29 protein-coding genes are annotated in these 20408 nt (G+C 59.5%); 6 read left to right on the forward strand and 23 right to left on the reverse strand.

From position 1 onward, the window contains the following. Window position 1: 1 nt before the first annotated feature. The 15 genes from BMZ35_RS13745 to BMZ35_RS13815 form a co-directional block, all read right to left on the reverse strand. Window positions 2–442 carry an NlpC/P60 family protein gene (locus tag BMZ35_RS13745; protein WP_093094423.1) on the reverse strand — a complete coding sequence of 147 codons (441 nt, stop codon included), beginning with the start codon at window positions 440–442 and terminating at the stop codon, window positions 2–4. Continuing rightward, entirely contained in the window at window positions 439–1329 is an 891-nt protein-coding gene (locus BMZ35_RS13750; protein WP_093094424.1) for a DUF2163 domain-containing protein, read from the reverse strand. Before BMZ35_RS13750 ends, BMZ35_RS13745 begins: the two co-directional genes overlap by 4 nt. Beyond that, window positions 1329–1961, reverse strand: a complete 633-nt coding sequence (locus tag BMZ35_RS13755; protein WP_093094425.1) for a DUF2460 domain-containing protein — start codon at window positions 1959–1961, stop codon at window positions 1329–1331. The genes BMZ35_RS13750 and BMZ35_RS13755 overlap by 1 nt, the downstream gene beginning before the upstream one ends. A gap of 16 nt (window positions 1962–1977) precedes the next feature. Further along, window positions 1978–2637 (reverse strand): phage tail tape measure protein, encoded by a 660-nt coding sequence (locus tag BMZ35_RS13760; RefSeq protein ID WP_093094426.1) that lies wholly within the window; start codon window positions 2635–2637, stop codon window positions 1978–1980. Next, window positions 2624–2833: a rcc01693 family protein gene (locus tag BMZ35_RS13765; RefSeq protein ID WP_093094427.1), complete on the reverse strand. Its 210-nt coding sequence runs from the start codon at window positions 2831–2833 to the stop codon at window positions 2624–2626. Before BMZ35_RS13765 ends, BMZ35_RS13760 begins: the two co-directional genes overlap by 14 nt. Beyond that, complete coding sequence (locus BMZ35_RS13770; protein WP_093094428.1) at window positions 2830–3156, reverse strand: gene transfer agent family protein; 327 nt, start codon at window positions 3154–3156, stop codon at window positions 2830–2832. Before BMZ35_RS13770 ends, BMZ35_RS13765 begins: the two co-directional genes overlap by 4 nt. A 1-nt stretch (window position 3157) precedes the next feature. Beyond that, window positions 3158–3571: a phage major tail protein, TP901-1 family gene (locus tag BMZ35_RS13775; protein ID WP_093094429.1), complete on the reverse strand. Its 414-nt coding sequence runs from the start codon at window positions 3569–3571 to the stop codon at window positions 3158–3160. A gap of 13 nt (window positions 3572–3584) precedes the next feature. Then, entirely contained in the window at window positions 3585–4004 is a 420-nt protein-coding gene (locus BMZ35_RS13780; RefSeq protein WP_093094430.1) for a DUF3168 domain-containing protein, read from the reverse strand. Beyond that, complete coding sequence (locus tag BMZ35_RS13785) at window positions 4001–4339, reverse strand: head-tail adaptor protein (protein WP_093094431.1); 339 nt, start codon at window positions 4337–4339, stop codon at window positions 4001–4003. Before BMZ35_RS13785 ends, BMZ35_RS13780 begins: the two co-directional genes overlap by 4 nt. Further along, on the reverse strand, window positions 4336–4935 hold the full coding sequence (locus tag BMZ35_RS13790; protein WP_093094432.1) for a head-tail connector protein: 600 nt from the start codon (window positions 4933–4935) through the stop codon (window positions 4336–4338). Before BMZ35_RS13790 ends, BMZ35_RS13785 begins: the two co-directional genes overlap by 4 nt. 142 nt (window positions 4936–5077) lie before the next feature. Further along, complete coding sequence (locus BMZ35_RS13795; RefSeq protein ID WP_093094433.1) at window positions 5078–6259, reverse strand: phage major capsid protein; 1182 nt, start codon at window positions 6257–6259, stop codon at window positions 5078–5080. A gap of 31 nt (window positions 6260–6290) precedes the next feature. Then, window positions 6291–6848 carry an HK97 family phage prohead protease gene (locus tag BMZ35_RS13800; RefSeq protein WP_093094434.1) on the reverse strand — a complete coding sequence of 186 codons (558 nt, stop codon included), beginning with the start codon at window positions 6846–6848 and terminating at the stop codon, window positions 6291–6293. A 22-nt stretch (window positions 6849–6870) separates the two neighbouring features. Further along, window positions 6871–7098 (reverse strand): GTA head formation protein, RCAP_rcc01685 family, encoded by a 228-nt coding sequence (locus tag BMZ35_RS13805; protein ID WP_093094435.1) that lies wholly within the window; start codon window positions 7096–7098, stop codon window positions 6871–6873. Continuing rightward, window positions 7091–8272: a phage portal protein gene (locus tag BMZ35_RS13810; protein ID WP_093094436.1), complete on the reverse strand. Its 1182-nt coding sequence runs from the start codon at window positions 8270–8272 to the stop codon at window positions 7091–7093. Before BMZ35_RS13810 ends, BMZ35_RS13805 begins: the two co-directional genes overlap by 8 nt. Before the next feature lie 144 nt (window positions 8273–8416). Further along, window positions 8417–9826 (reverse strand): DNA-packaging protein, encoded by a 1410-nt coding sequence (locus tag BMZ35_RS13815; protein ID WP_093094437.1) that lies wholly within the window; start codon window positions 9824–9826, stop codon window positions 8417–8419. Between the two features lie 478 nt (window positions 9827–10304). Between BMZ35_RS13815 and BMZ35_RS20950 the strand changes: the two genes are divergently transcribed. Then, window positions 10305–10463 carry a hypothetical protein gene (locus BMZ35_RS20950; RefSeq protein ID WP_165610084.1) on the forward strand — a complete coding sequence of 53 codons (159 nt, stop codon included), beginning with the start codon at window positions 10305–10307 and terminating at the stop codon, window positions 10461–10463. Between the two features lie 16 nt (window positions 10464–10479). Here the strand turns inward: BMZ35_RS20950 and mltG are convergent, their stop codons facing one another. The 6 genes from mltG to fabD all read right to left on the reverse strand — a co-directional run bounded on the left by mltG (window position 10480) and on the right by fabD (window position 16206). Next, window positions 10480–11631 (reverse strand): endolytic transglycosylase MltG, encoded by a 1152-nt coding sequence (gene mltG, locus BMZ35_RS13820; RefSeq protein ID WP_093094438.1) that lies wholly within the window; start codon window positions 11629–11631, stop codon window positions 10480–10482. After that, a complete protein-coding gene (gene fabF / locus BMZ35_RS13825) occupies window positions 11632–12891 on the reverse strand; it encodes a beta-ketoacyl-ACP synthase II (protein ID WP_093094439.1) in 1260 nt (419 codons plus the stop codon). A gap of 149 nt (window positions 12892–13040) precedes the next feature. Further along, window positions 13041–13784, reverse strand: coding sequence for a 1-(5-phosphoribosyl)-5-[(5-phosphoribosylamino)methylideneamino]imidazole-4-carboxamide isomerase (locus BMZ35_RS13830; protein ID WP_093094440.1), 744 nt, complete (start codon window positions 13782–13784; stop codon window positions 13041–13043). 201 nt (window positions 13785–13985) lie between these two features. Further along, window positions 13986–14219, reverse strand: coding sequence for an acyl carrier protein (locus BMZ35_RS13835; RefSeq protein WP_093094441.1), 234 nt, complete (start codon window positions 14217–14219; stop codon window positions 13986–13988). 233 nt (window positions 14220–14452) lie between these two features. Next, complete coding sequence (gene fabG / locus BMZ35_RS13840; RefSeq protein ID WP_093094442.1) at window positions 14453–15190, reverse strand: 3-oxoacyl-[acyl-carrier-protein] reductase; 738 nt, start codon at window positions 15188–15190, stop codon at window positions 14453–14455. A gap of 74 nt (window positions 15191–15264) precedes the next feature. Next, on the reverse strand, window positions 15265–16206 hold the full coding sequence (fabD, locus tag BMZ35_RS13845; protein ID WP_093094443.1) for an ACP S-malonyltransferase: 942 nt from the start codon (window positions 16204–16206) through the stop codon (window positions 15265–15267). Between the two features lie 160 nt (window positions 16207–16366). Between fabD and BMZ35_RS13850 the strand changes: the two genes are divergently transcribed. Beyond that, window positions 16367–17596, forward strand: a complete 1230-nt coding sequence (locus tag BMZ35_RS13850; RefSeq protein ID WP_093094444.1) for a cytochrome b/b6 domain-containing protein — start codon at window positions 16367–16369, stop codon at window positions 17594–17596. 69 nt (window positions 17597–17665) lie between these two features. Here the strand turns inward: BMZ35_RS13850 and BMZ35_RS13855 are convergent, their stop codons facing one another. Both BMZ35_RS13855 and BMZ35_RS13860 read right to left on the reverse strand, forming a co-directional pair. Then, window positions 17666–18238 carry a YceI family protein gene (locus BMZ35_RS13855; protein ID WP_093094445.1) on the reverse strand — a complete coding sequence of 191 codons (573 nt, stop codon included), beginning with the start codon at window positions 18236–18238 and terminating at the stop codon, window positions 17666–17668. 135 nt (window positions 18239–18373) lie between these two features. After that, window positions 18374–18868: a hypothetical protein gene (locus tag BMZ35_RS13860; RefSeq protein WP_131814380.1), complete on the reverse strand. Its 495-nt coding sequence runs from the start codon at window positions 18866–18868 to the stop codon at window positions 18374–18376. Here BMZ35_RS13860 and BMZ35_RS20955 point away from each other — a divergent pair. The 4 genes from BMZ35_RS20955 (at window position 18846) to rplI (ending at window position 20385) form a co-directional block, all read left to right on the forward strand. Continuing rightward, window positions 18846–19058, forward strand: a complete 213-nt coding sequence (locus tag BMZ35_RS20955) for a hypothetical protein (RefSeq protein WP_165610085.1) — start codon at window positions 18846–18848, stop codon at window positions 19056–19058. The two genes, BMZ35_RS13860 and BMZ35_RS20955, sit on opposite strands and share 23 nt — an antisense overlap. An 87-nt stretch (window positions 19059–19145) precedes the next feature. After that, window positions 19146–19499, forward strand: coding sequence for a 30S ribosomal protein S6 (gene rpsF / locus BMZ35_RS13865; protein WP_093094447.1), 354 nt, complete (start codon window positions 19146–19148; stop codon window positions 19497–19499). A gap of 26 nt (window positions 19500–19525) precedes the next feature. Next, window positions 19526–19753 (forward strand): 30S ribosomal protein S18, encoded by a 228-nt coding sequence (gene rpsR, locus BMZ35_RS13870; protein WP_008328567.1) that lies wholly within the window; start codon window positions 19526–19528, stop codon window positions 19751–19753. Window positions 19754–19764: 11 nt separating this feature from the next. After that, window positions 19765–20385 (forward strand): 50S ribosomal protein L9, encoded by a 621-nt coding sequence (rplI, locus tag BMZ35_RS13875; RefSeq protein ID WP_093094448.1) that lies wholly within the window; start codon window positions 19765–19767, stop codon window positions 20383–20385. The last annotated feature ends 23 nt before the right edge of the window (window positions 20386–20408 follow it).

The raw sequence follows: 20408 nt of genomic DNA on the forward strand, positions 1-20408 counted from the left end.
TTCAACTCCTGGGAAATTCAAAAAGCGCAACAATACGCTTGCGCCAAGGGGCGCTGAGAGGGCTCTCGATGACCGAATGCCCGGAATATGCATGTGTAAAGCATGCCGACGGACCAGTTTGCGTGACAATCCCCAAATGCTTGGCCACACAGCCTTCTTTCATTCGGAATAGGATCACGTCCCCCAAAGCCAAGCTTTCACGCGGTTTTTCCGTCAGGTGCCGGCGCGCGCTAGTCCACAACTCTTCTCGACCCTCGGCTTCCGACCAGTCACGGCTATAGTTGGGGATGATCTCCGGCTCACCATGAAATAGTTCCCGCCAAACACCCCGAACCAGACCAAGGCAATCGGTTCCGGCGCCCCGACAACTCGCCTGATGAACATAGGGCGTTCCGATCCATGCGCGCGCTGCACGCACGACTTCCTTACGCGATACCATCATCTGCGGCGACTCCCACCAGAGGCTGTGCCATCTGATTTGGGGTAGCTCGCCATCCAATCTTCACCGGGAATATCCGGAAAACCCTGAAAGTTGAGTGCGTTTCCGAATTTGAACCGGCAGGTGTTAAAACGCTTGTCACATCCGGCAACAAGCTTGAGTGTGTCGCCGGAAACAGGCTTTGCGCCCAAAGGTTCCCAAAGCTCGATGATCCGTTCGCCGGTATCCCTCACATAGTCGCGCTTGATGACACCGGTCAGGCCTGAGGCAGCGCCGGTTTCCATCCGCAAAAGGCCTTTGCTGAACCAACCGGGTTCGAAATCCACGAGCGAATGCCACTCAAACACACGGCTCCCGTCAACAACGTCAACCGGGAGCGCGGTTGAATAACCTGAAGTATCAATGTCAAACCTGCACTGGGAATCCCCCAACACCGCGGAACACGGCTTCTGGTAAACACGTCCGATCGGCTGGTTCAATGCTTCGGACAGTCCGCGCAATTCGGCCCGAAATGCTCCGCCGGCACGATGCAACGCCCCAATCGTACCGCGAAAAAGAATGCTTCGCTGGCTAACATCGGCCCAGTTTACAATCCACGCGACGACTTCGGCGCCATCATACCGCCCCGCGAGGATGTCCTCTTCGCGAACCGTCATAGCACTCAACACGCCAAGAGCCTCGGTATTGTCGATGGACAAACCTGTGCTCTGCTCCAGAGACATCGCGGTCAACCCACTGTCAGCGCGAAACGTGAACCCTTCGAACTCAAGCGCGCAATCATGATCCGTGAACCCTAGACGTGCGCCGTCGCGACGTATCACGCCCCAGGCACGCGCCACGGTGGTGAGCCCCGTTTGCAGGTGTGCTTGCAAAGCTTTTTGAAACGCCATCACACACGCACCTCGACGACCGGAACATTCGGTACATCACCTGCTCTGAAACTGGCAACGCTGGTCTGAATGCGGTCCGTATCGAAGCGGACCGGAACATCGAACTCGAACCCTGCCGTAATCTCGGTTTCCAAGCCGGGCGGCTCACGAAGATGAACGAGCCCGGTATCGACCTCGACTTCGAAATGCACGCCTTCCCTAAGTTCATCCCCGGCGAGACCAACCCGAACCGTCCCGGAAACCGGTTTGGCAATCGGGCGTTGATAGGAAAAGGCACCCGAGCGGTAGTTTTTCACGAGTGCAAATGTCTTGGTTGCGTCATCTCCCCGCGCAATGATCTGATCACGATAGTCCGGCGTATCAGACGGTTTACAGGACTTGAAGTCAGACCAATCCTTCCAACGAAACCCGTGTAGTTGACCTCGACGGGCTTCGAAAAAGGCAATCAGTACCTCGATATCGTCCAGCGATTTGACACCGACGCCGGCGTCGTAGCGGCGGCGCGAATGCGCCCAGGCCGTGTTGCGCTCCTCGAACCCATTGGCCAGCGTCACGACATCTGTACGTCTTTCCGGTCCACCAATGGAGCCAAAACTCAGGTTTGCCGGAAACCTCACTTCATGAAATACCATGTTTCATCCCCCTTTTTCAGCCGTTGCGTTGACCGCGAGACAGGACGCGATTCATCTGGGCCGCGATTTGCCCCTGAGAACGCCGGAACCCCTCAACATCCGGCGTCGTGATGTTCATCACGACATTGACAGCCCTCCCGCCGCCTGCCTGAACACCGAGACGACCATCGGGACCCCTGCTCAGGGGCATGATCGCCTCGGGACCTGCCTCCCCCATCAGTCCAACGCCACCGCGCATCGGAAACGTGGTTGGGCCCGAAACGATCCCGCCCTTCGCGAAAGGCATTACACGCCCCTGAGCGAACCCGGCACCGTTGGCGAACGGAAGAAGGCCTTCAATCAGATTGCTGACTCCGCCCGCGATAACTCCGCCCAGCTGGTCTGTTACAGGTGTCAGCGCCGCTCGGTAGGTGGCATCGATCATCGACCCTGCGACGGTTTCGAGCGCATCCGACAACTTCATCCCGTCAAACACCAGGCCATCAAATGCCTTGCGCAAGCCGCGCCCGATGCCTTTTTCAAGGGTCGCCACGTCTTGTCCCGTCGCAGACAGGGCATCACGCATCCGCTTCAACTCCGTGTCGAACCCGGCGGCAACTGCCGTGGTCTGCCCAAGACTGACCTCAAGCGCATCGACCTGCGCCTCTAGTTCGTCCAATCCTTCAATTTCCGTCATCTCGAATTCCCTTTGCTTGATCGGGATAGGCACTCAACAGCTTGTCGAGACCGCTTCTGTTCATCGGAGCCAGCCCACCTTCCTGCCCCAGCAAAAGCGCCAGCTCGGCTGGGGTGAGCGCCCAGAATTGTTCTGGGGGCATTCTCAGCCCCCCGAACGCGGCCCTCATGAGGCGGGGCCAGTCAAACCCGCTCATGAAGACACTTCTCCCGGAACGACAAAGGCACGCGCGAGCAACTCGGCGGCGACTTTTGCCGCATGCAGCGCGCCCCCTTCAATGTCGACGCTCACCAAGGCATCCGCATGGCCGCGCCATCCGCCACCCCGAAGTCCCGCCAAGATCAGCGTCAGCACATCGCGAGAGGAAAACGCGCCGGTTTCGAACCGCTCGACCAGTTCGACAAGCGTTCCGCTTTTTAAGCCGTCTTCCAATTCTGCCAACGCGCCCAACGTCAGCTTGAGTACATGCGGCCGACCATCGATAACGAGCTCGACCTCACCTGCCCACGGATTGGCCATGTCAAAGCGCCACGAACGTAAGCGCGCCAGCGGAAGCCAGCGAGAGTTCGTACGTGGCTTCGCCGTTATGCGTGCCCGAATACTCAACAGACGCAACCTGAAACGGGCCTTCCACGATCCCGAAATCGGGGATGATGACTTGAAAATCAGGTGTCTCACCATCAAAGAAAATCTGGCGTGCCCGTTCGTCCGTGCTGGCGTCCTTGAAAACACCCGACCCGGAAATCGACGCCGATTTCACACCTGCGCCACTGAGCAGTTCTCGCCAGCCTCCCTGGCTCTCCAGCGAGGTCACGTCCACGCTTTCCGCGTTAAAGCTGATCCGGGTTGCCCGAAGCCCCGCAATCGTCTCGAACTGGCCGTCCCCGGTCAGATCCACTTTGATCAAAAGATCCTTGCCATTCTGTGCACCCATGATGCGCCTCCATTTAAGAAATCAAATCGTCTTCCACGCGCGCGCGGAACTTCAGGTCGATGCGACGTAGCCCGGACACCGTGTCCCGTTTGGCCACTGCCTTTTCGAATGTCATGAAAACCATCCTGCCCCGCGACAAGGTCAAGTCAGCGCGGTGCAGCACATCGCTGACTGCCGCAGCCGCCTGTTTTCCTTGGGAAAAGCCACCAGCACTGGAAAATACCGACACAATGAGCCGATGTTCGGCGCCATCTCCGTCCGCATCCGAGCGATCCAGCGTCGTTTCCGCCCCGAGAATGACATAGGTATCGGGCGCAATCCCCTCTGGAAGCTCGTCATAGACGGCGCCCCCAATGAGCGAAGACAGCGCGACGTCCGTCGCCAAGGCCTGAAAAACCGCGGTCTGAAGGGCCGCCGCAATTGCATAACTCATGCCACACGCTCCTCTTTGGCGTTGCAAACCAGATAGCGGCCGTCGGGATCCCACTCTGCGACGCTTTCGATACGGAACACGCGGGCTCCTTCGCGAAGGCGCTGTCCCGCCTCCGGGCGCGATGGCTGTCCTGAAGGGGCTGCCCGCACGAAAATGCGGTATCCCACGGTCGAAAAAGCAGTTTCAGCCGCGTTGCGCACACGCGCAGTCCGCACCTGCACATCGCCCCAGAGAACTCCTTCCTGCGTCCAGGCCTCCACGGTGCCGCCGGCGCCATCCGGAAGGCTGCTGCGTGTTTCCAGAGTGAGTTTCCGGCTCAGAGAAACCCGTTTCATAGCCCTGCCCCCATATGCATGCGCACGGGGCGATAGCGCTCCAGCAGGCTCGTCACTCCAAACGGCATGCAGCCACTCTGAAGCGAGGTCTCATGTCGGTATTCGTAGTAATGCGCCGCGAGCAGGAAAACCGCTTGAGCGAGATCCGACGGTTGATCTCCCCATGCCGAACCAAACCCGGCAAAGAATACAATCGACACGCTTCCATCCATTGGAATGGTCGGCAGGCACGTTCCAACAGGACGCAGTGTCGGCTGTTGAGCATCCTGCACCAAACGATAAGCACTTGGGGCAACCGTGACCGCGTCCCCTTGTCGATCGATCAACGCGACGCTTTCGATTGTAGACACCGGTGACACCGGAAGCCCCTGAGCCTGCGCAGTGCGCCACCCACTCAGCAGCCAGGAAAATCGTCTTGCAATCAGAACCTTTCCGGTACGCGCCTCCACAGCGCTCATTGCCGCCAGTAAAAAGCTTTCCAGAACGCTGTCCTGAAGGCTTTCATCGGAAAATCCACTGCCCAACCGCAGATGGGCCTTGAACTCATCGACCGGCAGGGCCGACGGCGGCACCGAGGTCTCTTCGACTAACATCATGGAAAACTCCAATAATCCACCCTCTCAACAGGCTGGGCGCGCGCCCTCACGTCGCTCGAACGGAGGGGAACGGCTAGACAACGCAAGATAACTGGCGCGCGCCCGAACAAAGGCGGTGTCCCGCCTTTGTTTCCTCGATCCGTTAGGAGACCGAGAACCGCAGAAGCTTGATCGCGGCAAAATCGCTCACATTGCCACCAATGCGCTTGGTCGCATAGAACAACACATGCGGCTTGGCGCTGAACGGATCCCGCAGCACCCGCAGGTCCGGGCGTTCGGCCACCGTGTAACCTGCGTTGAAGTCTCCAAAGGCGATCGCGTCGGCACCCGACGCAATGTCCGGCATGTCTTCCGCAATCAGCACCGGATAGCCCAGAAGGCGCGCCGGTTCACCGGCGGCAAGCCCATCCGACCACAGGAAGCGGCCGTCGCCATCCTTGAGTTTGCGCACTGCGCCCGCCGTCTTGGAATTCATCACGAAGGTGCCGCTAGCGCGATACTGGGCCCCCAGCGCATAAACGAGGTCGATAATGGCATCTCCGCCATTGAAATCGCCATCCACACCCGTCGGGACATAACCGATGTTGCCCCAGGTCCAGACGTCATTGTCCACCGCCGCGTGGTTTAGAATACCGGTCGGTTTGTCGACACCGTCACCATTGATGAATGCGGCCGCCTCGGCGCGAGCAAATTTGTCCGCAATGCGACCTGCAAGCCAGGCCTCGATGTCAAATGCACTGTCATCCAGAAGACGCTGCGATGCCTTCGGCAGCGCACTGAGTTCGTGCAGCGGAATGGTGATCCGCTCGATGGTCGGCGTGCCTGTTTCACCCGTCGCCGAGGTTTCATCGGCCCAGCCAGCCCCCGCTTCTGTCGAGTCGATCAGAACATCAAACGATCCAGCCTCGACGTTGACCACATTCGCAATCGCACGGATCGAAGCCGTGGCATTCAGCACCGACTTGATCGACTCTGCCGTCTGCGGGTCGACCAAGTATCCGCCGTCGCCATTCACCGCCGTCGACATCGACTTGCTGTCCAGCTCAAGGCCACGCAGCCCATCATCCTCGCCTGAACGCAGATAGGCGTTGAAAGCCTTCTGGTGCGGGGCGTCAAAATCGGTTGCCGCCGCCAGAACCGGGCGCGCTGCAACAAGAGATTTACGTTCAATCTTGGTCATTCGATCTTCCTGTTTCTTCAGTCGGTCATCAATTTCGCTAGAGAAGTCTTTGAAGTCGCTCATGAAACCCGCCACGGCAGACTTCACCTCGGCTACCGGAGACACATCTTCCCCGGCCCGAGCCTTCGTCTCGGTCTTACTCATCCACAGATCCTCAGTTGAGTTTCTGCCGGCGCTAGAAGCGCGCCAGCTCCCGGCGGGCGCCCTGAATGGTCGCCGCCAATTCACGCAAAGCGGCATCCATGTCAGGGGCTTCCCCCTTGGCCGCCACCCGCGCACTGGGCAACATCGGGAATGTCACGAGCGACACTTCCCACAGCTCCAGTTCCTTCAAGAGCCGCTGGCCCTTGTCATTTTTCGTGGCCTTCAACGTTCGATAGCCTATCGACAGCCCGTCGATCGCCCCTGCCCCGATCAGCTTGGCGGCCTCGCGTCCTTTATCCACATCGGTTAAGAGCCTCCCCTTGACCCAAAGTCCGCGCGCGTCTTCGCGCACTTCGTCCCAAATGCCGATTGGTTGGGCCGGATCGTGCTGCCACAACATCTTCACGCTGCGCCCTGACTTGCTTAGCGCCGCAAGTGAACTTGCATATGCGCCCTTCTGCACGATGTCACCGCCCTGATCCACGGACCCAAAAAGTGAGGCATAACCTTCGATCACGGTTCCGTCTTCTACGTTCAAGCCGTCCCCAAACCGCGCGAATTTGCGCTCCAGAACATTCGCGAATTCCATCCTAACCCCTTTCATTTGTTCCCTAGGGCACGGCACTCAATAGCGACTGAAACGCCTGCGCAAGGATCACACCGACCACCCCGTAGACAGTCAACCAAAGCCGTTTTTCCAACCGCTCCATCAACGCCTCGATCTTGTCGAGTCGGCGGTTCAATCCGTCGAACTGCAATTTCGCCACCCGCTCATGCGCTTCCAGCCGCAACGCCGGGGCACAATCAAATGTCTCGAACCCATATCGCTTTTCACCCATCCAAGTCCCCATCTGCCTCTGCGGGCAAACCAAGCAGGGCGCGCTTTTCCGCAACTGTCAGAAAGCCGGCATTTGCCACCCGTGCCCATTGCGCATCCCGTTCGGCAGACAGCGCCGGCACCTGATCCAGGTCGGGCTTCAGCACGACACTCTCCCCAACAAAATCCGACAACCATGCCCCAACTGCCGCTGTGACCCGCGTGGCCAGCGGCAGCACCGTCAACCGATAAAAGGCGCGGTTGGCTTCCTGGTAGTTTGCGTAAGTCGCGTCGCCCTGAATACCAAGCAGCATCGGAGGCACCCCAAACGCCAAAGCGATCTCGCGCGCTGCAGCTTCTTTGGTTTTCTGGAATTCCATATCGCTGGGTGAGAACCCCATTGGTTTCCAGTCCAACCCGCCTTCCAGCAGCATCGGTCGTCCCGCATTGCGCGCACCCTGATGGTGGCTCTCCATTTCACCCACCAGCCGGTCATATTGATCGGTGCTCAGGCTTCCCTGCCCATCATTGCCCTTGTAAACGATCGCGCCGGACGGACGTGCGGCATTGTCGAGCAGCGCTTTGGACCAGCGCGACGCACTGTTGTGCACATCAAGCGCCATTGCCGCAGCCTGCATAGGTGAAAACCCATAATGATCGTCCTGCGGGTGGAAGTTTTTGATATGGCAGACCGGCGACATGCCACGCGCGTCAAAGCGGTGCTTGCGTACACCCACAGCATATTCATAAGCGACCGGCCAGCCATCCGCGCCCGGCACCACACTCATCCGATCCGAGCGCAGTACGTGCAGTTCCAACGGTAGACCTTGATCGGCCCCAACCGCTTCAAGATATGCATTGCCGGACAGCAGAAGTTGCCCAAACAACGCCTCGAAAAGCTCTGCGCGGCCTTGGATTGCATTCGGCGACTGAATCAGTGACAGGATCGGATGCGTTTCGAACCTCTGCTGCGCATCCTGCAACACTAGCGGAAGCGCCGATGCGGCCTCGGCGATCAGCTTGACGGAACGATACCCGACCGGGTTTCCGGCAAACCCTGTCCGCGTCAGCGAAACGGTGTCGCGCGGGCTCCAGGCGACGCGCCCGGCGCTCTGCCAGGCCACGACGGGTCCGGTTGCGCTCGCCTTCTGCTCGGGCACGTCCTTGGTCCCCCGCCGCAAGAAATCAAATACCATCGTCTGATGCTCCCAAGCTACCTGCGCCCCCGATTTCCAACTTGGAAACCCGCGCCAATTCCTGTGTCCGCCTTGGACTGGAAACGTTATCGCAGAGCGGTCTTAAGATGCGGCTTGGGCACCGCGCGGTGCCCGTTGCCTCGATCAAATCGCCCGAAAGCGGGGCGCACGCCAAGTGGCGGATGGCTCGATGATCAGTTCCGTCAAAGCCCAGACAAGAGCGTCCACCCGGTCGGGGCTTCCGCTACCTTCATACCCCTGCAAGGTCATGGCACACATCTGGTCTTCAAGCACATTCAGCCCGCCCAGATGACTGACCCGGCCCAATTCGTAAAGCGCCGCCACCGGCTCGGCCCGCGCCGCCTTGCCACGCGATGCACGTACCGCCTTGAACGGGACAAGCGGGTCGATCTGCCGGATCACCGATTGTACAAGATCTCCGCCCTGATTGACCTCTGCAACCAGCTTGTCCGCCCCCCAACTTTCCATAGCTGCGATCGCAACACTGGCCCAGCCTTCAGGGCTAGCCGCCCGCACGGTTGCATCCTCAAGAACAACCGCCTTCCAATCCTGAACCGGTCCCCGCATATTGGCCCCGACAACCACGATCCCGCATTCGTCGGACTTGGAATGCCCAGTCACGGGCGGGTCAACCGCCACAACAATCCGATCCAGCTCCGGTGCCTTCGCAAGCCTGTGGGCATCGATCATCTCGCGTTTCCACAAGGCGCCCTCAAGATCCTCCAGCAACACTCCGTCCAGTTCCTGTCGGCCAAGCTGCGTACCCTCGTAGCGCGCCCGAACCTCCTCTAGGAAGCTCTCGGCAAGATAGGCCCGGTTGGCCTCGGTAGGCGCCGTGGTCTGAACCGTACTTGTCACCTTAAGCAAATCCTTGAGCACCGACACGTTGCGCGGCGTCGTGGTCACGCATTGTTGCGGATGATCCCCAAGCCGCAGCCCGAACTGCAGCATGTCCCATGTCTCACGCCCGTTGCGCCACTTGGCGATCTCGTCCACCCACGCCGCATCAAACTGCGGGCCGCGCAACCCTTCCGGATCGTGGGCCGAGAACGCCTGTGCCACCGCCCCGTTTGGCCACACCAACCGCTTGCGCCCGGCTTCCCAAACGGGTTTCCGATCTGGCGGAGAGCAGGCCAGAATACCGCTTTCGCCAAAAATCATCACCTCACGGACCTGGTCGATTGTTTCCCCGACCAGAGCGACCCGGCGCGCGCGCCCAGCATCTTTTGGGCCTGATCCCTCGACCATGCTGCGCACCCATTCAGCACCCGCACGGGTCTTACCTGCTCCGCGCCCTCCAAGGATGACCCAGGTTTTCCAGTCACCTTCCGGCGGAAGCTGGTGCGGAAAAGCCCAGAAATCGAACAAAAAAGGGAGAGCCAGAAGCTCTCCCTCGGTCAGACTATCCAGGAACGCTGCCTGAACCTCGGCAGGTTCTGAGGCGATCCAATCGGCACCGTATCGAAGATCGTGCGGTGTCGAGATCGAGGGGGCAGGCCCTGCCCCGATCTGCTTTCGTTTTGTGGCGTTCATTCAGTCGGATCTCCGTTTCAATTGCCAGTCGGACACAGGCCCGTACCTGGGCCAGCAATCTCTGCATCTCATCGACAAGGGTATGCTCCTGCGACACTTCCACGCCGTGAAGATGTCGAAGTTGCGTCGCCATGTCGGACAGGGATTGCCGAAGACCACCGATTTGCCGGCTCAGGTCAATTGCGTCGTCAGGCGGAGTTTCTAAGGTCATATGTGCTCGGTGCCTCTCATGCGCAGTCCACCCCTCCGCACAAGCGACATGAAAAACGGCCCGCAGGGTTTCTCCCACGAGCCGTTTCACACGTCTTCCAGCGTAAACATGTTCTAGCAAACACCGAACGCAAAGTCAATATTACATGTATTTTCAATTAGTTAATGATCAGAACGCTACCTCGAAGAGCGCCGATGCACCCAATCCGCCTAAATTTGGCCAAAGTTGTCGCATATTCCAGACACAATTGTGAAATCTTGTGCGCCAATGACGAGCACAAAAAACCTGACACGCAGCGCCACACTGATCTTGAGCCTTGCAACGATCTGTATGGCGATCAGCGCGCAGATTGCCCCGGCAAACACAGCGGCCGCAACCGACTTTGCAAGTCCTGCAGCGATCTACACAACCAGCCTCATCGACTGACCCAAGCCAACCTGCCTTACTGGTTCGCGCGCTCCGCCTCGATCTGGCGCCATTTTGCGACGTTCCGATTGTGCTCCGCCAGCGTCTCGGCGAACGCGTGACCGCCGGTGCCATCCGCAACAAAGAACACAAAGTTTGTATCATCCGGGTTCGCCGCCGCTTCAAGGCTTGCCTTGCCTGGGTTGGCAATCGGCGTGGGCGGCAGGCCGGTGATGACATACGTGTTCCAAGGGGTCTCGCGCCGCAGTTCGCTCTGCCGCAGTCCACGGCCAAGAACACCTTCCCCCTTGGTGATACCATAGATCACTGTCGGGTCCGTCTGGAGACGCATACCACGCTTGAGGCGGTTGACGAAGACACTGGCAACCTGACGACGCTCTTCGGGAACCCCGGTCTCTTTTTCGATGATCGAAGCAAGGATGAGAAGGTCCTGCGCCGACTGCAAAGGCACATCCTGCGACCGCCCTTCCCACGCCGCTGCCAGCAACACCTCTTGCGCATCCGCCATCCGCTTGATTACGCTGGCGCGGGTATCCCCGGCACGCACTTCATAACTGTCCGGCGCAAGAGTCCCTTCCTCGGGGCGTTCAATCGCGCCGGTCAACAGATCTATGCCATTGAGCGCATCCATCACCTGCCAGCTGGTCACACCTTCAGCCACGGAAATCCGGTACCGGGTATCCGGCTGGCTACGCACCTCTGTGTAGCTCGTCGGAACTTCGTCTTCCTTGGGGTTGAAGGATGCAACCTCCACGAATTTGGTCGTCACTGGATCGAGTTCGCGCACCTGAACAGACTGGCGGGTCACGCCAACCCGATAGACCACCTCGGTCCCGCAGGTACTCGCCCCCCCCTGCGTTACGATCTCCGTGATCTCTTCCATCGTTGCACCGGCAGGGATCAGGAAGCTGCCCGCCTTGAGCGATGAGGACTTGTCCGAGTATTCGGCGCCCAAACGAAACAGCGTACCACTGCGAATTGCGCCCTGGTTCTCAAGATTTGTCGACACCCGACTCATGTTCGAACCGCGTTCCACCCGCAGACAGATCGCCTCCTCCAACGGCCCTTCAGCCCGGTATTGCGACTGCCCGAACAGGATCACCCCGCCCAACAGGAAAAGGGTCACGATCAGCAACGTGATCGCGTTCGAGGCAATGGCGCGCCACATTTAGTCGACCTTTCCGAAGATCACCGATGCGTTGGTGCCGCCAAACCCGAAAGAGTTCGACAGGGCCACGTTGATTTCACGTTCGCGCTTGGCATTGGGCGCCAGGTCGACGGGTGTCTCGACCGCCTGGTTGTCCAGGTTGATTGTCGGCGGCGCCACCTGGTCGCGGATTGCAAGGATCGAGAAGATCGCTTCGATCGCGCCCGCCGCACCCAACAGGTGCCCGGTCATCGACTTAGTCGAGGACATGGTCACCTTGCTTGCGGCGTCGCCCATCAGGCGCTCCACCGCGCCAAGTTCGATCACATCCGCCATGGTCGAGGTCCCATGCGCATTGATATAGTCGATATCTTCCGGCTTCAGACCGGCTTTCTTGAGCGCCGCGCGCATCGACCGTTCACCACCTTCGCCATCTTCTGAAGGTGCGGTGATGTGATAGGCGTCGCCCGACAGCCCATAGCCCAGAACCTCGGCATAAATCTTTGCGCCGCGCGCCTTGGCGTGTTCGTATTCTTCCAGAACCACGATACCCGCGCCTTCGCCCATGACGAACCCGTCGCGATCCGCGTCATAGGGTCGGCTGGCCTTGGTCGGCTCGTCCGCGTATTTCGTGCTGAGCGCCTTGCAGGCGTTGAAACCGGCAATCCCGATTTCGCAGATCGCCGCTTCGCCGCCACCGGCCACCATGACGTCAGCATCATCGCTGGCGATAAGGCGTGCCGCATCACCAATGGCATGCGCCCCGGTCGAACAGGCGGTCACAACCGCGTGGTTTGGCCCCTTGAATCCGTACTTGATGCTGACCTGTCCCGAAATCAGATTGATCAGAGCGCCCGGAATAAAGAAAGGCGATACGCGGCGCGGACCTTTTTCCGCCATCAACAGCGTTGTCTGTTCGATCGACTGCAAGCCGCCGATCCCCGAACCGATCATCACACCAGTACGCTCACGCCCCTCGGTGTCCTCGGGCTTCCAGCCCGAATCCTCAACCGCCTGAGTGGCGGCGGCAACACCATAGAGGATGAAGTCATCGACCTTGCGGCGCTCCTTGGGTTCCATCCAGTCATCCGGATTGAAGGTGCCATCGCTGCCATCCCCATACGGAACTTCGCAGGCGTATTTTGTGCCGACCCGCTCCGGGTTGAATCGGGTAATCGGTCCAGCGCCCGACTGCCCATCCAGGATCCGCGACCAGCTTTCTTCAACACCGCAAGCCAGCGGAGTAACGAGCCCAAGCCCAGTAATAACTACACGACGCATATGATGTGCCCTTCCTCAGAAGTCTTTTTTTGCTCATACCCCGCAACGCCCCCAATGGGCAAGAGCAACCGGCCCCATGGGCGGGCATCCACCACAAGAAACGGCACCCCACGCGGAATGAGGCGCCGCGTATGTTCGACCGTGCGCCTTTACTGGAACTCGGCCTTGGGCTCGGGCATGGGTTTCGCAACCTCAAGCGCTTCGGCAAGATCGATATCCTTTGCATGGAGCGCTCGCCCCACCAGGGTTCCACTGATATTGGCCACATATTTCAGGCGCGAGATGTCATCCAGGCTCCTCACGGTCCCGCGCGCCATGACGGGGTGTGGCGTGGCCTCGGCGATTCCGGCAATCACTGCCAATTGCCCGTCCTGATCACCGATATCGGCGTCGATATCCGTCACGATCACCCCCGCCAAGGGCACGCCCTCGTAAGCACGGACAAAGTCAGCGGGGTCCATCGCGCCGGTCTGCCGCCAACCTTCCGTCATCAGCTTGCCTTGGTAGATATCAACCGCCAGAACGATCTGGTCCGGATAGCGTACCGCCATTTCCTGAACCAGTGCCGGGTCCTGAACCGCAAGCGTACTGATGACGACACGCGCCACCCCCCTGTCGATCCAATCCTCGATCCGTTGCCGGGTCCGAAATCCGCCCCCAAGCTGAACCGAAGTACTTGCGCTTTGCACGATCTGTGCGACCAAATCGTCGTTGTTGCCCTCCCCGGCAACCGCGTCAAGGTCCGTCACATGAATGAACGGCACCCCGGCACGGGCATAGGCCTGCGCTGTTTGCAGCGGGTCCACATGCCAGATGGACGGTTCATCAAGACGCCCGCGTGTCAGCGAAACACATTTGCCGCCCTGCAATTCGATAGTGGGATAAACGATCATTTTGCCCTCCAAGGATCAGGCCGCCCGACAAAGAGCCGCCTCCAAGAGCATGAAAGACTATCACTACCAGAAGATATTCCCAAATCGGCGAAATGCGTTCCATTTCCGGCACCGCATCAAATTCGAACCATCTTGCCCAAAAGAAAAAGGCCCCTGCCTGATGGCAAGGGCCTTTTCAACGCTTCTGCAAGCGTCTGAAACTTAGGCAGCTTCCGAGATGAACTTCACGGCGTCGCCAAAGGTCTGGATGGTCTCTGCTGCGTCGTCCGGGATCTCGATGCCGAACTCTTCTTCGAAGGCCATGACCAGTTCCACGGTGTCCAGGCTGTCTGCGCCCAGATCGTCGATGAACGAGGCGTTTTCGACAACCTTGTCCTCTTCCACACCCAGGTGCTCCACAACGATCTTTTTCACGCGGTCTGCGACGTCGCTCATATCAATTCCTCATTCTTCATGGCCATTGGGCCCGTTGAAGTCCCACCCCCAAGGTGGGCTCTGGTTGTTGCCCCAAACGGGCGGTTCTTTGTCCGGCTCCCCGGCGTAACCCAAGCCTGCCTGAAAAGGGCACCCCCGGGAAAATCTGTGCCGCTATAACACATCCGCCTCGCAAGGCAAACGCTTTCGAACAAGGTGGCATGCCGCACCCCTGAGCGGGCACGGCACGGTCGTCACAACATGGCCATTCCGCCGTTCACATGCAAGGTCGACCCGGTCACATAACCCGCTTCAGGGCTGGCCAGGTACAAGACCGCCGCCGCGATCTCGTCCGCCGTTCCCATTCGCGCGGCCGGGATCTGGGCGTTGATCTTTGCTTTCTGATCATCGTTCAGCTTGTCGGTCATCGCGGTCGCAATAAAGCCCGGCGCCACCGCGTTTGCGGTAATGCCCCGACTGGCCACCTCATAGGCAATCGACTTGGTCAAGCCAACCATACCGGCCTTGGAGGCCGCATAGTTCGCCTGACCCGGGTTGCCCGTGGCGCCAACGATCGAGCTGATATTGATGATCCGGCCCCAGCGCGCCTTCATCATCGGGCGCATCACGCCACGACACAGGCGCATGGTCGAGGTCAGGTTCACATCCAGAACACTCTGCCATTCCTCGTCCGACATGCGCATGAAGATCTGGTCGCGGGTGATCCCGGCGTTGTTGACGAGGATATCCACGCTCCCCATCGCCTCGATCGCCTGCTTGGGCAGGGCGTCGACCGCATCCGCGTCGCTCAGGTTGCACGGTAACACATGGGCCCGCTCACCCAGTTCCGCCGCCAACGCTTCCAGCGGTTCCACGCGGGTACCAGAAAGCCCAACCGTAGCACCGGCTGCATGAAGCGCCTTGGCAATCGCGCCGCCAATACCACCCGACGCGCCCGTCACCAGCGCGTTCTTTCCTGTCAGATCAAACATGTTCTGTTCCTTTGTTCATCCCACCTCGTCCCAAAAGGGAATACCGGCGCGGAAATTCCTGAATATCTGGTCGATTACCCGTTAAGGCTCTCGACCGCCGCCTTGACGTCATCCGGCGTTCCAACGGCCTTGCTGGCGATCGAGCGGTCAATGCGGCGGATCATTCCCGAAAGGGCCTTGCCCGCACCAATTTCCCAAGCCTCGGTAACACCGTTCGCGGCCATCCACATCACCGATTCGCGCCAGCGCACCGACCCGGTAATCTGATCCACCAGAAGCGCGCGGATCGTCGTCGGATCGTCAATGGCCTCGGCCACGACATTCGCTACGACCGGTACGGCCGGCGCGTTGATTTCCACTTGGTCCAGCGCCTCGGCCATGACCTCTGCCGCCGGCTTCATCAGAGCACAGTGAAAAGGCGCACTCACGGGCAACAACACCGCGCGCTTGGCACCCTGCGCCTTGGCCAGTTCCACTGCACGCTCCACGGCCCCCTTGTGCCCCGAGACAACCACTTGCCCCGGGTCATTGTCGTTCGCCGCCTGGCAGATCTCGCCTTCTGCAGCCGCATTGGCCACGTCCCGCGCGGTGTCGAAATCAAGCCCCAGAAGCGCCGCCATGGCTCCCTGCCCCACAGGCACAGCCGCCTGCATGGCTTCGCCGCGCTTGCGCAGCAACTTGGCCGCGTCGGAAATCGACAGCGCCCCCGCTGCCGCCAGCGCGGAATACTCGCCCAGCGAATGCCCGGCCACATAGGATGCTGCCTCGATCCCGGCACCCTCTGCCTCAAGCGCCTTCATTGCCGCCAGCGACGTCGCCATCAGCGCAGGCTGCGCATTCTGCGTCAAAGTCAGTTCGTCCTGAGACCCTTCCCAGATCAGTGCACTCAGCTTTTCCCCGAGGGCGTCATCCACCTCGTCAAACACGGCCTGCGCTGCCGGGTAGGCTTCGGCAAGCGCCTTGCCCATGCCAATGGTCTGCGCTCCCTGTCCGGGAAAAACGAATGCTCGGCTCATGGACGGTCCTCCTAATTGCTTGTCCCGCCGGGAATACCCTGCACGGCGACGGGGCGCAACGACCTTGCGCATGTCCGCACCGCAACTGTGCGGTACCTGCGATTGCCCAGCCCGCGCCGCGCCTCCATCTAGCAGCCACACAGCAATTTGGATCACCGCCATGACATTGACCAATACCACCCGGAAATTCGGTGCCGTCACCAAGACATTCCACTGGTTGACCGCCCTTCTGATCCTCTCGGCCCTCGCGCTGGGGATTGACGCGACGCAGGCCCCCTATACCGACGGAACCGAGCTGGCCCGCAAGGCGTGGCTCTTCTCGTTGCACAAAACCATCGGCGTCACGGCCTTTCTTGTCGCGATCATGCGTATTGCCTGGGCCCTCACCCAACCCCGCCCCCGGCTCCTGAACGGCAACCAGCGCCTCGAGGCCATTGCCGCCGAAACCGCACACTGGGTGCTTTACGGGGCCATGCTGCTTGTGCCCCTCACGGGTTGGATGCATCACGCAGCAACCACAGGTTTCGCACCGATTTGGTGGCCTTTTGGCCAATCCCTCCCATTTGTGCCCAAAAGCGAAAGCTTCGCCAGCCTCATGGGCGGATTGCACTTCACTTTCATGCTGGTGCTTGTCGCGACCATCGCGGCGCATGTTGGCGGAGCGCTAAAGCATTTCTTCATCGACAAGGACCAGACCTTGCAACGCATGTTGCCGGGTATGCGCTCCAACGCGCTTCCGACCACGGAGCAACCGGGACATGTTGCGCCTTTCCTGGCGGCTCTGACTGTTTGGGTCGGAGCATGTGTGCTTGGGACTTTGGCTTTCACACAGCCCACCGAACACACAGACCCTACGCCGCAGTTGGCCGAGGTTGCATCTCAATGGCGCGTGGATTCCGGCTCGTTGGACATCACCGTGCGACAGATGGGAAGCGACATTCGCGGAGGTTTCGCCGATTGGACGGCAGAGATCACGTTTGACGAAACGGCTCCCGACGGACAACACGGAGAAGTACGAGTACAGGTGGGCATGCCGTCCCTTGAACTCGGATCCGTCACCGACCAGGCTCTCGGTCCCGATTTTCTCGATGCCGGGTCTCATGGCGTGGCGGTCTTCACCGCGGATATCCTCGCTGACGACCAAAACTATGTGGCGCGCGGTGCTCTGTCGCTCAAAGGAATAACAACACCCGTTACCCTGCCTTTCGAACTGACCCTCGAAGGCGACCGCGCCAAGATGTCTGGCCAAGTGTCTCTCGATCGGCGAGATTTCGGAATCGGTGAAACAATGCCCGACGAAACCACACTTGGCTTTTCGGTTCAGATCCATGTCGCCCTGACCGCCACACGTGAAGATGTCGCGCCGAACCTGTCCGAAGCCGGCTCCTGACTCTCCTGAAAACAAAAAAGGCCGCCGACACATCTGTCGGCGGCCCATTTTTTGCTTTCGGCGGCGAGCTTACTCCGCTTTCATTGCCTCGATCGAGATATTCAGCTGCACCTCGTCGCTGACATAGGGGGCGAACATGCCCAACCCGAAGTCGCTCCGCACGACCGACGTCGTCGCCGAGAACCCGGCCCAATCCTTTTTGGCCATCGGGTGTTCGCCCATCTGGTTGAGCACCGCGTCCAGCACCACCGGCTTGGTGACACCATTCATGGTCAGGTCCCCGGTAATCTTGGCGGTGGTCTCACCCGTCACCTCGATTGCGGTTGAGGAAAACGTCACCATGTCGCCTTCCTTGGCACCGAAGAAATCTTCGGACATGAAGTGCCCCGAGCGCTCGTCCCATCCTGTAATCATCGACTGGACCGGCATCGAAACGCTGACGGCCGAGCTTGCCGGATCTTCCTTGTCAAAAAGGATTTCCCCGTCAAATCCCGAGAACATGCCGTATGTCGTCGAGTAGCCGAGATGATTGTAGGAGAACATGATCTGGCTGTGGCTGGGGTCCAGAACGTATTTCACCGGCGCCGCAAAGCCTGCGGTCGCGCCAACGGCAAATCCGGCGGCAAGAAGAATGGATTTCATGAGTAGGCTCCAAGTTGAGTTGCGTGTGTTGATACGCCGCCTATTTGCGTATCTGCGCACGCGCACTCAACCCCGAAGCAGACCACAACTATTGTGGAAAATTGAACATTGCCGAGACCTTGAATTTCCCCAAGGTTATGCGGGGAAAATAGCCTGGCTGCGCAACTGCGCGATGGCGTCCAGTCGGGCATGCGGACCATCCAGCGGCATCGAAACCAGTTCGCGGCCATGATCGTCCTTCACTTGCAGCAACGTGTCGGTCACGTCAACGCGGGCGATATCCTCGTAATTGATCGACCGGGTCACATGTTTGCGGCCACGCGGCAGCGACTCGTAAACCAGAAGCTGGCGGTTGCGCGCATCGAAATGCAGTTCCATGCGTGGTTTTTCCGTTGCGATCTGGGTCATGCCCACACCCGCCGTCACCATCAAGATGGACAAACCCATCTTTGCCAGAAGAACGTTCGGAGTCATGTCCAACCCCGGTACCAGCCATATGCCCGTTCCCGCCCAGATGAAGCCGAACCCGAAAATCACGGACGCGGCACGGATCGGCATCGAATGACCCTTGCCTTCAACCGTGGCAACACGTGAGCGGGTTTCTTCCATGAAATTCGTCAGCGCAACCATGCCACTGATCTCCTTGCTGGCGGGTGTTCGTGCAGTTGCAAACATCATCCCGATCAATTCCGGCAAGAATGGGGCATCAGTTGGGAAATCACCAAGCGGCGCGCCCTATTTTCGGGGTTTTCCGCGCATCTTTCCAACGGGGTTGCGCCCCGCCCGATTTCCGCTATACAGCGCCATCCTTTCGCAATGACATGAACCGCGCAGTCTCTCGTGGGCAGGGCGCGAAAGGGACAAGGCCCTGCACTTTGAAATGCGCCTGAAAATGAATGGAGAGCACATGCCGCTTTACGAGCATGTTTTCATCTCGCGCCAGGATCTGTCCAACGCGCAAGCAGAAAGCCTCATCGAACACTTTGGCACCGTTCTGTCGGACAATGGCGGCAACGTCATCGACAGCGAGTACTGGGGTGTCAAGACGATGGCCTACAAGATCAACAAGAACCGCAAAGGCCACTATGCCTTCCTGAAAACCGACGCCCCCTCGGGTGCCGTTCAGGAAATGGAACGCCTGATGCGCCTGCATGATGACGTGATGCGCGTTCTGACCATCAAGGTCGACGAGCACGCCGAAGGCCCCTCGGTCCAGATGCAGAAACGTGACGACCGTGGCGACCGCCGCGAGCGCCGCTGATCAGCTTGAAGAAAGGACACTAAGTCATGGCTGCAAAACCGTTTTTCCGCCGTCGCAAGGTTTGCCCCTTCTCGGGCGACAACGCACCCAAGATCGACTACAAAGACACGAAACTGCTTCAGCGCTACATCTCTGAGCGTGGCAAGATCGTGCCGTCGCGTATCACCGCCGTATCGGCCAAGAAGCAGCGTGAACTGGCCCGCGCCATCAAACGCGCCCGCTTCCTCGCCCTGCTGCCCTACGCCGTCAAGTAAGGAGAAAGCACATGCAAGTTATCCTTCTCGAACGCGTGGCCAAGCTCGGCCAAATGGGCGACGTTGTCGACGTTAAGCCCGGTTACGCCCGCAACTTCCTGCTGCCGCAAGGCAAGGCCCTGACCGCATCGGACGCCAACATCGCGTCGTTCGAAGCCCAGAAAGCCCAGCTCGAAGCACGCAACCTGGAAACCAAGAAAGAAGCCGAAGCACTTGGCGAACGTCTGGCTGGCCAGCAGTTTGTCGTGATTCGCTCCGCATCGGATGCCGGCGCCCTTTACGGCTCCGTTACCCCGCGTGACGCTGCTGACGCTGCCACCGCAGGTGGGTTCTCGGTCGACAAGAAACAGGTCGCCCTGGCACAGCCGATCAAGGAACTGGGCCTGCACATCGTGCACGTGGTCCTGCACCCCGAGGTTGACGTGACCATCGAACTGAACGTCGCCCGCTCGGAAGAAGAAGCCGAGCTTCAGGCATCGGGCAAGTCGATCCAGGAACTGGCCGCCGAAGCAGAAGCAGAAGCAGAATTCGAAATCGCTGAACTGTTCGACGACATCGGTGCTGCCGCATCGGACGACGACGACATCATCGAAGACGCTCCGGCCGAAGAAGAGGCAACCGAAGAGAAGTAATCTTCTCAGTGGTGTTGAAATCA

Source organism: Shimia aestuarii (assembly GCF_900114635.1).
GTDB lineage: Bacteria > Pseudomonadota > Alphaproteobacteria > Rhodobacterales > Rhodobacteraceae > Shimia > Shimia aestuarii.

What these genes read in the sequence shown, in the direction of transcription:
- BMZ35_RS13745 (WP_093094423.1), bottom strand. Translation starts at nt 442, where the DNA reads ATGATGGTATCGCGTAAGGAAGTCGTGCGTGCAGCGCGCGCATGGATC.
- BMZ35_RS13750 (WP_093094424.1), bottom strand. Translation starts at nt 1,329, where the DNA reads ATGGCGTTTCAAAAAGCTTTGCAAGCACACCTGCAAACGGGGCTCACC.
- BMZ35_RS13755 (WP_093094425.1), bottom strand. Translation starts at nt 1,961, where the DNA reads ATGGTATTTCATGAAGTGAGGTTTCCGGCAAACCTGAGTTTTGGCTCC.
- BMZ35_RS13760 (WP_093094426.1), bottom strand. Translation starts at nt 2,637, where the DNA reads ATGACGGAAATTGAAGGATTGGACGAACTAGAGGCGCAGGTCGATGCG.
- BMZ35_RS13765 (WP_093094427.1), bottom strand. Translation starts at nt 2,833, where the DNA reads ATGAGCGGGTTTGACTGGCCCCGCCTCATGAGGGCCGCGTTCGGGGGG.
- BMZ35_RS13770 (WP_093094428.1), bottom strand. Translation starts at nt 3,156, where the DNA reads ATGGCCAATCCGTGGGCAGGTGAGGTCGAGCTCGTTATCGATGGTCGG.
- BMZ35_RS13775 (WP_093094429.1), bottom strand. Translation starts at nt 3,571, where the DNA reads ATGGGTGCACAGAATGGCAAGGATCTTTTGATCAAAGTGGATCTGACC.
- BMZ35_RS13780 (WP_093094430.1), bottom strand. Translation starts at nt 4,004, where the DNA reads ATGAGTTATGCAATTGCGGCGGCCCTTCAGACCGCGGTTTTTCAGGCC.
- BMZ35_RS13785 (WP_093094431.1), bottom strand. Translation starts at nt 4,339, where the DNA reads ATGAAACGGGTTTCTCTGAGCCGGAAACTCACTCTGGAAACACGCAGC.
- BMZ35_RS13790 (WP_093094432.1), bottom strand. Translation starts at nt 4,935, where the DNA reads ATGATGTTAGTCGAAGAGACCTCGGTGCCGCCGTCGGCCCTGCCGGTC.
- BMZ35_RS13795 (WP_093094433.1), bottom strand. Translation starts at nt 6,259, where the DNA reads ATGAGTAAGACCGAGACGAAGGCTCGGGCCGGGGAAGATGTGTCTCCG.
- BMZ35_RS13800 (WP_093094434.1), bottom strand. Translation starts at nt 6,848, where the DNA reads ATGGAATTCGCGAATGTTCTGGAGCGCAAATTCGCGCGGTTTGGGGAC.
- BMZ35_RS13805 (WP_093094435.1), bottom strand. Translation starts at nt 7,098, where the DNA reads ATGGGTGAAAAGCGATATGGGTTCGAGACATTTGATTGTGCCCCGGCG.
- BMZ35_RS13810 (WP_093094436.1), bottom strand. Translation starts at nt 8,272, where the DNA reads ATGGTATTTGATTTCTTGCGGCGGGGGACCAAGGACGTGCCCGAGCAG.
- BMZ35_RS13815 (WP_093094437.1), bottom strand. Translation starts at nt 9,826, where the DNA reads ATGAACGCCACAAAACGAAAGCAGATCGGGGCAGGGCCTGCCCCCTCG.
- BMZ35_RS20950 (WP_165610084.1), top strand. Translation starts at nt 10,305, where the DNA reads ATGACGAGCACAAAAAACCTGACACGCAGCGCCACACTGATCTTGAGC.
- mltG (WP_093094438.1), bottom strand. Translation starts at nt 11,631, where the DNA reads ATGTGGCGCGCCATTGCCTCGAACGCGATCACGTTGCTGATCGTGACC.
- fabF (WP_093094439.1), bottom strand. Translation starts at nt 12,891, where the DNA reads ATGCGTCGTGTAGTTATTACTGGGCTTGGGCTCGTTACTCCGCTGGCT.
- BMZ35_RS13830 (WP_093094440.1), bottom strand. Translation starts at nt 13,784, where the DNA reads ATGATCGTTTATCCCACTATCGAATTGCAGGGCGGCAAATGTGTTTCG.
- BMZ35_RS13835 (WP_093094441.1), bottom strand. Translation starts at nt 14,219, where the DNA reads ATGAGCGACGTCGCAGACCGCGTGAAAAAGATCGTTGTGGAGCACCTG.
- fabG (WP_093094442.1), bottom strand. Translation starts at nt 15,190, where the DNA reads ATGTTTGATCTGACAGGAAAGAACGCGCTGGTGACGGGCGCGTCGGGT.
- fabD (WP_093094443.1), bottom strand. Translation starts at nt 16,206, where the DNA reads ATGAGCCGAGCATTCGTTTTTCCCGGACAGGGAGCGCAGACCATTGGC.
- BMZ35_RS13850 (WP_093094444.1), top strand. Translation starts at nt 16,367, where the DNA reads ATGACATTGACCAATACCACCCGGAAATTCGGTGCCGTCACCAAGACA.
- BMZ35_RS13855 (WP_093094445.1), bottom strand. Translation starts at nt 18,238, where the DNA reads ATGAAATCCATTCTTCTTGCCGCCGGATTTGCCGTTGGCGCGACCGCA.
- BMZ35_RS20955 (WP_165610085.1), top strand. Translation starts at nt 18,846, where the DNA reads ATGAAATTCGTCAGCGCAACCATGCCACTGATCTCCTTGCTGGCGGGT.
- BMZ35_RS13860 (WP_131814380.1), bottom strand. Translation starts at nt 18,868, where the DNA reads ATGGTTGCGCTGACGAATTTCATGGAAGAAACCCGCTCACGTGTTGCC.
- rpsF (WP_093094447.1), top strand. Translation starts at nt 19,146, where the DNA reads ATGCCGCTTTACGAGCATGTTTTCATCTCGCGCCAGGATCTGTCCAAC.
- rpsR (WP_008328567.1), top strand. Translation starts at nt 19,526, where the DNA reads ATGGCTGCAAAACCGTTTTTCCGCCGTCGCAAGGTTTGCCCCTTCTCG.
- rplI (WP_093094448.1), top strand. Translation starts at nt 19,765, where the DNA reads ATGCAAGTTATCCTTCTCGAACGCGTGGCCAAGCTCGGCCAAATGGGC.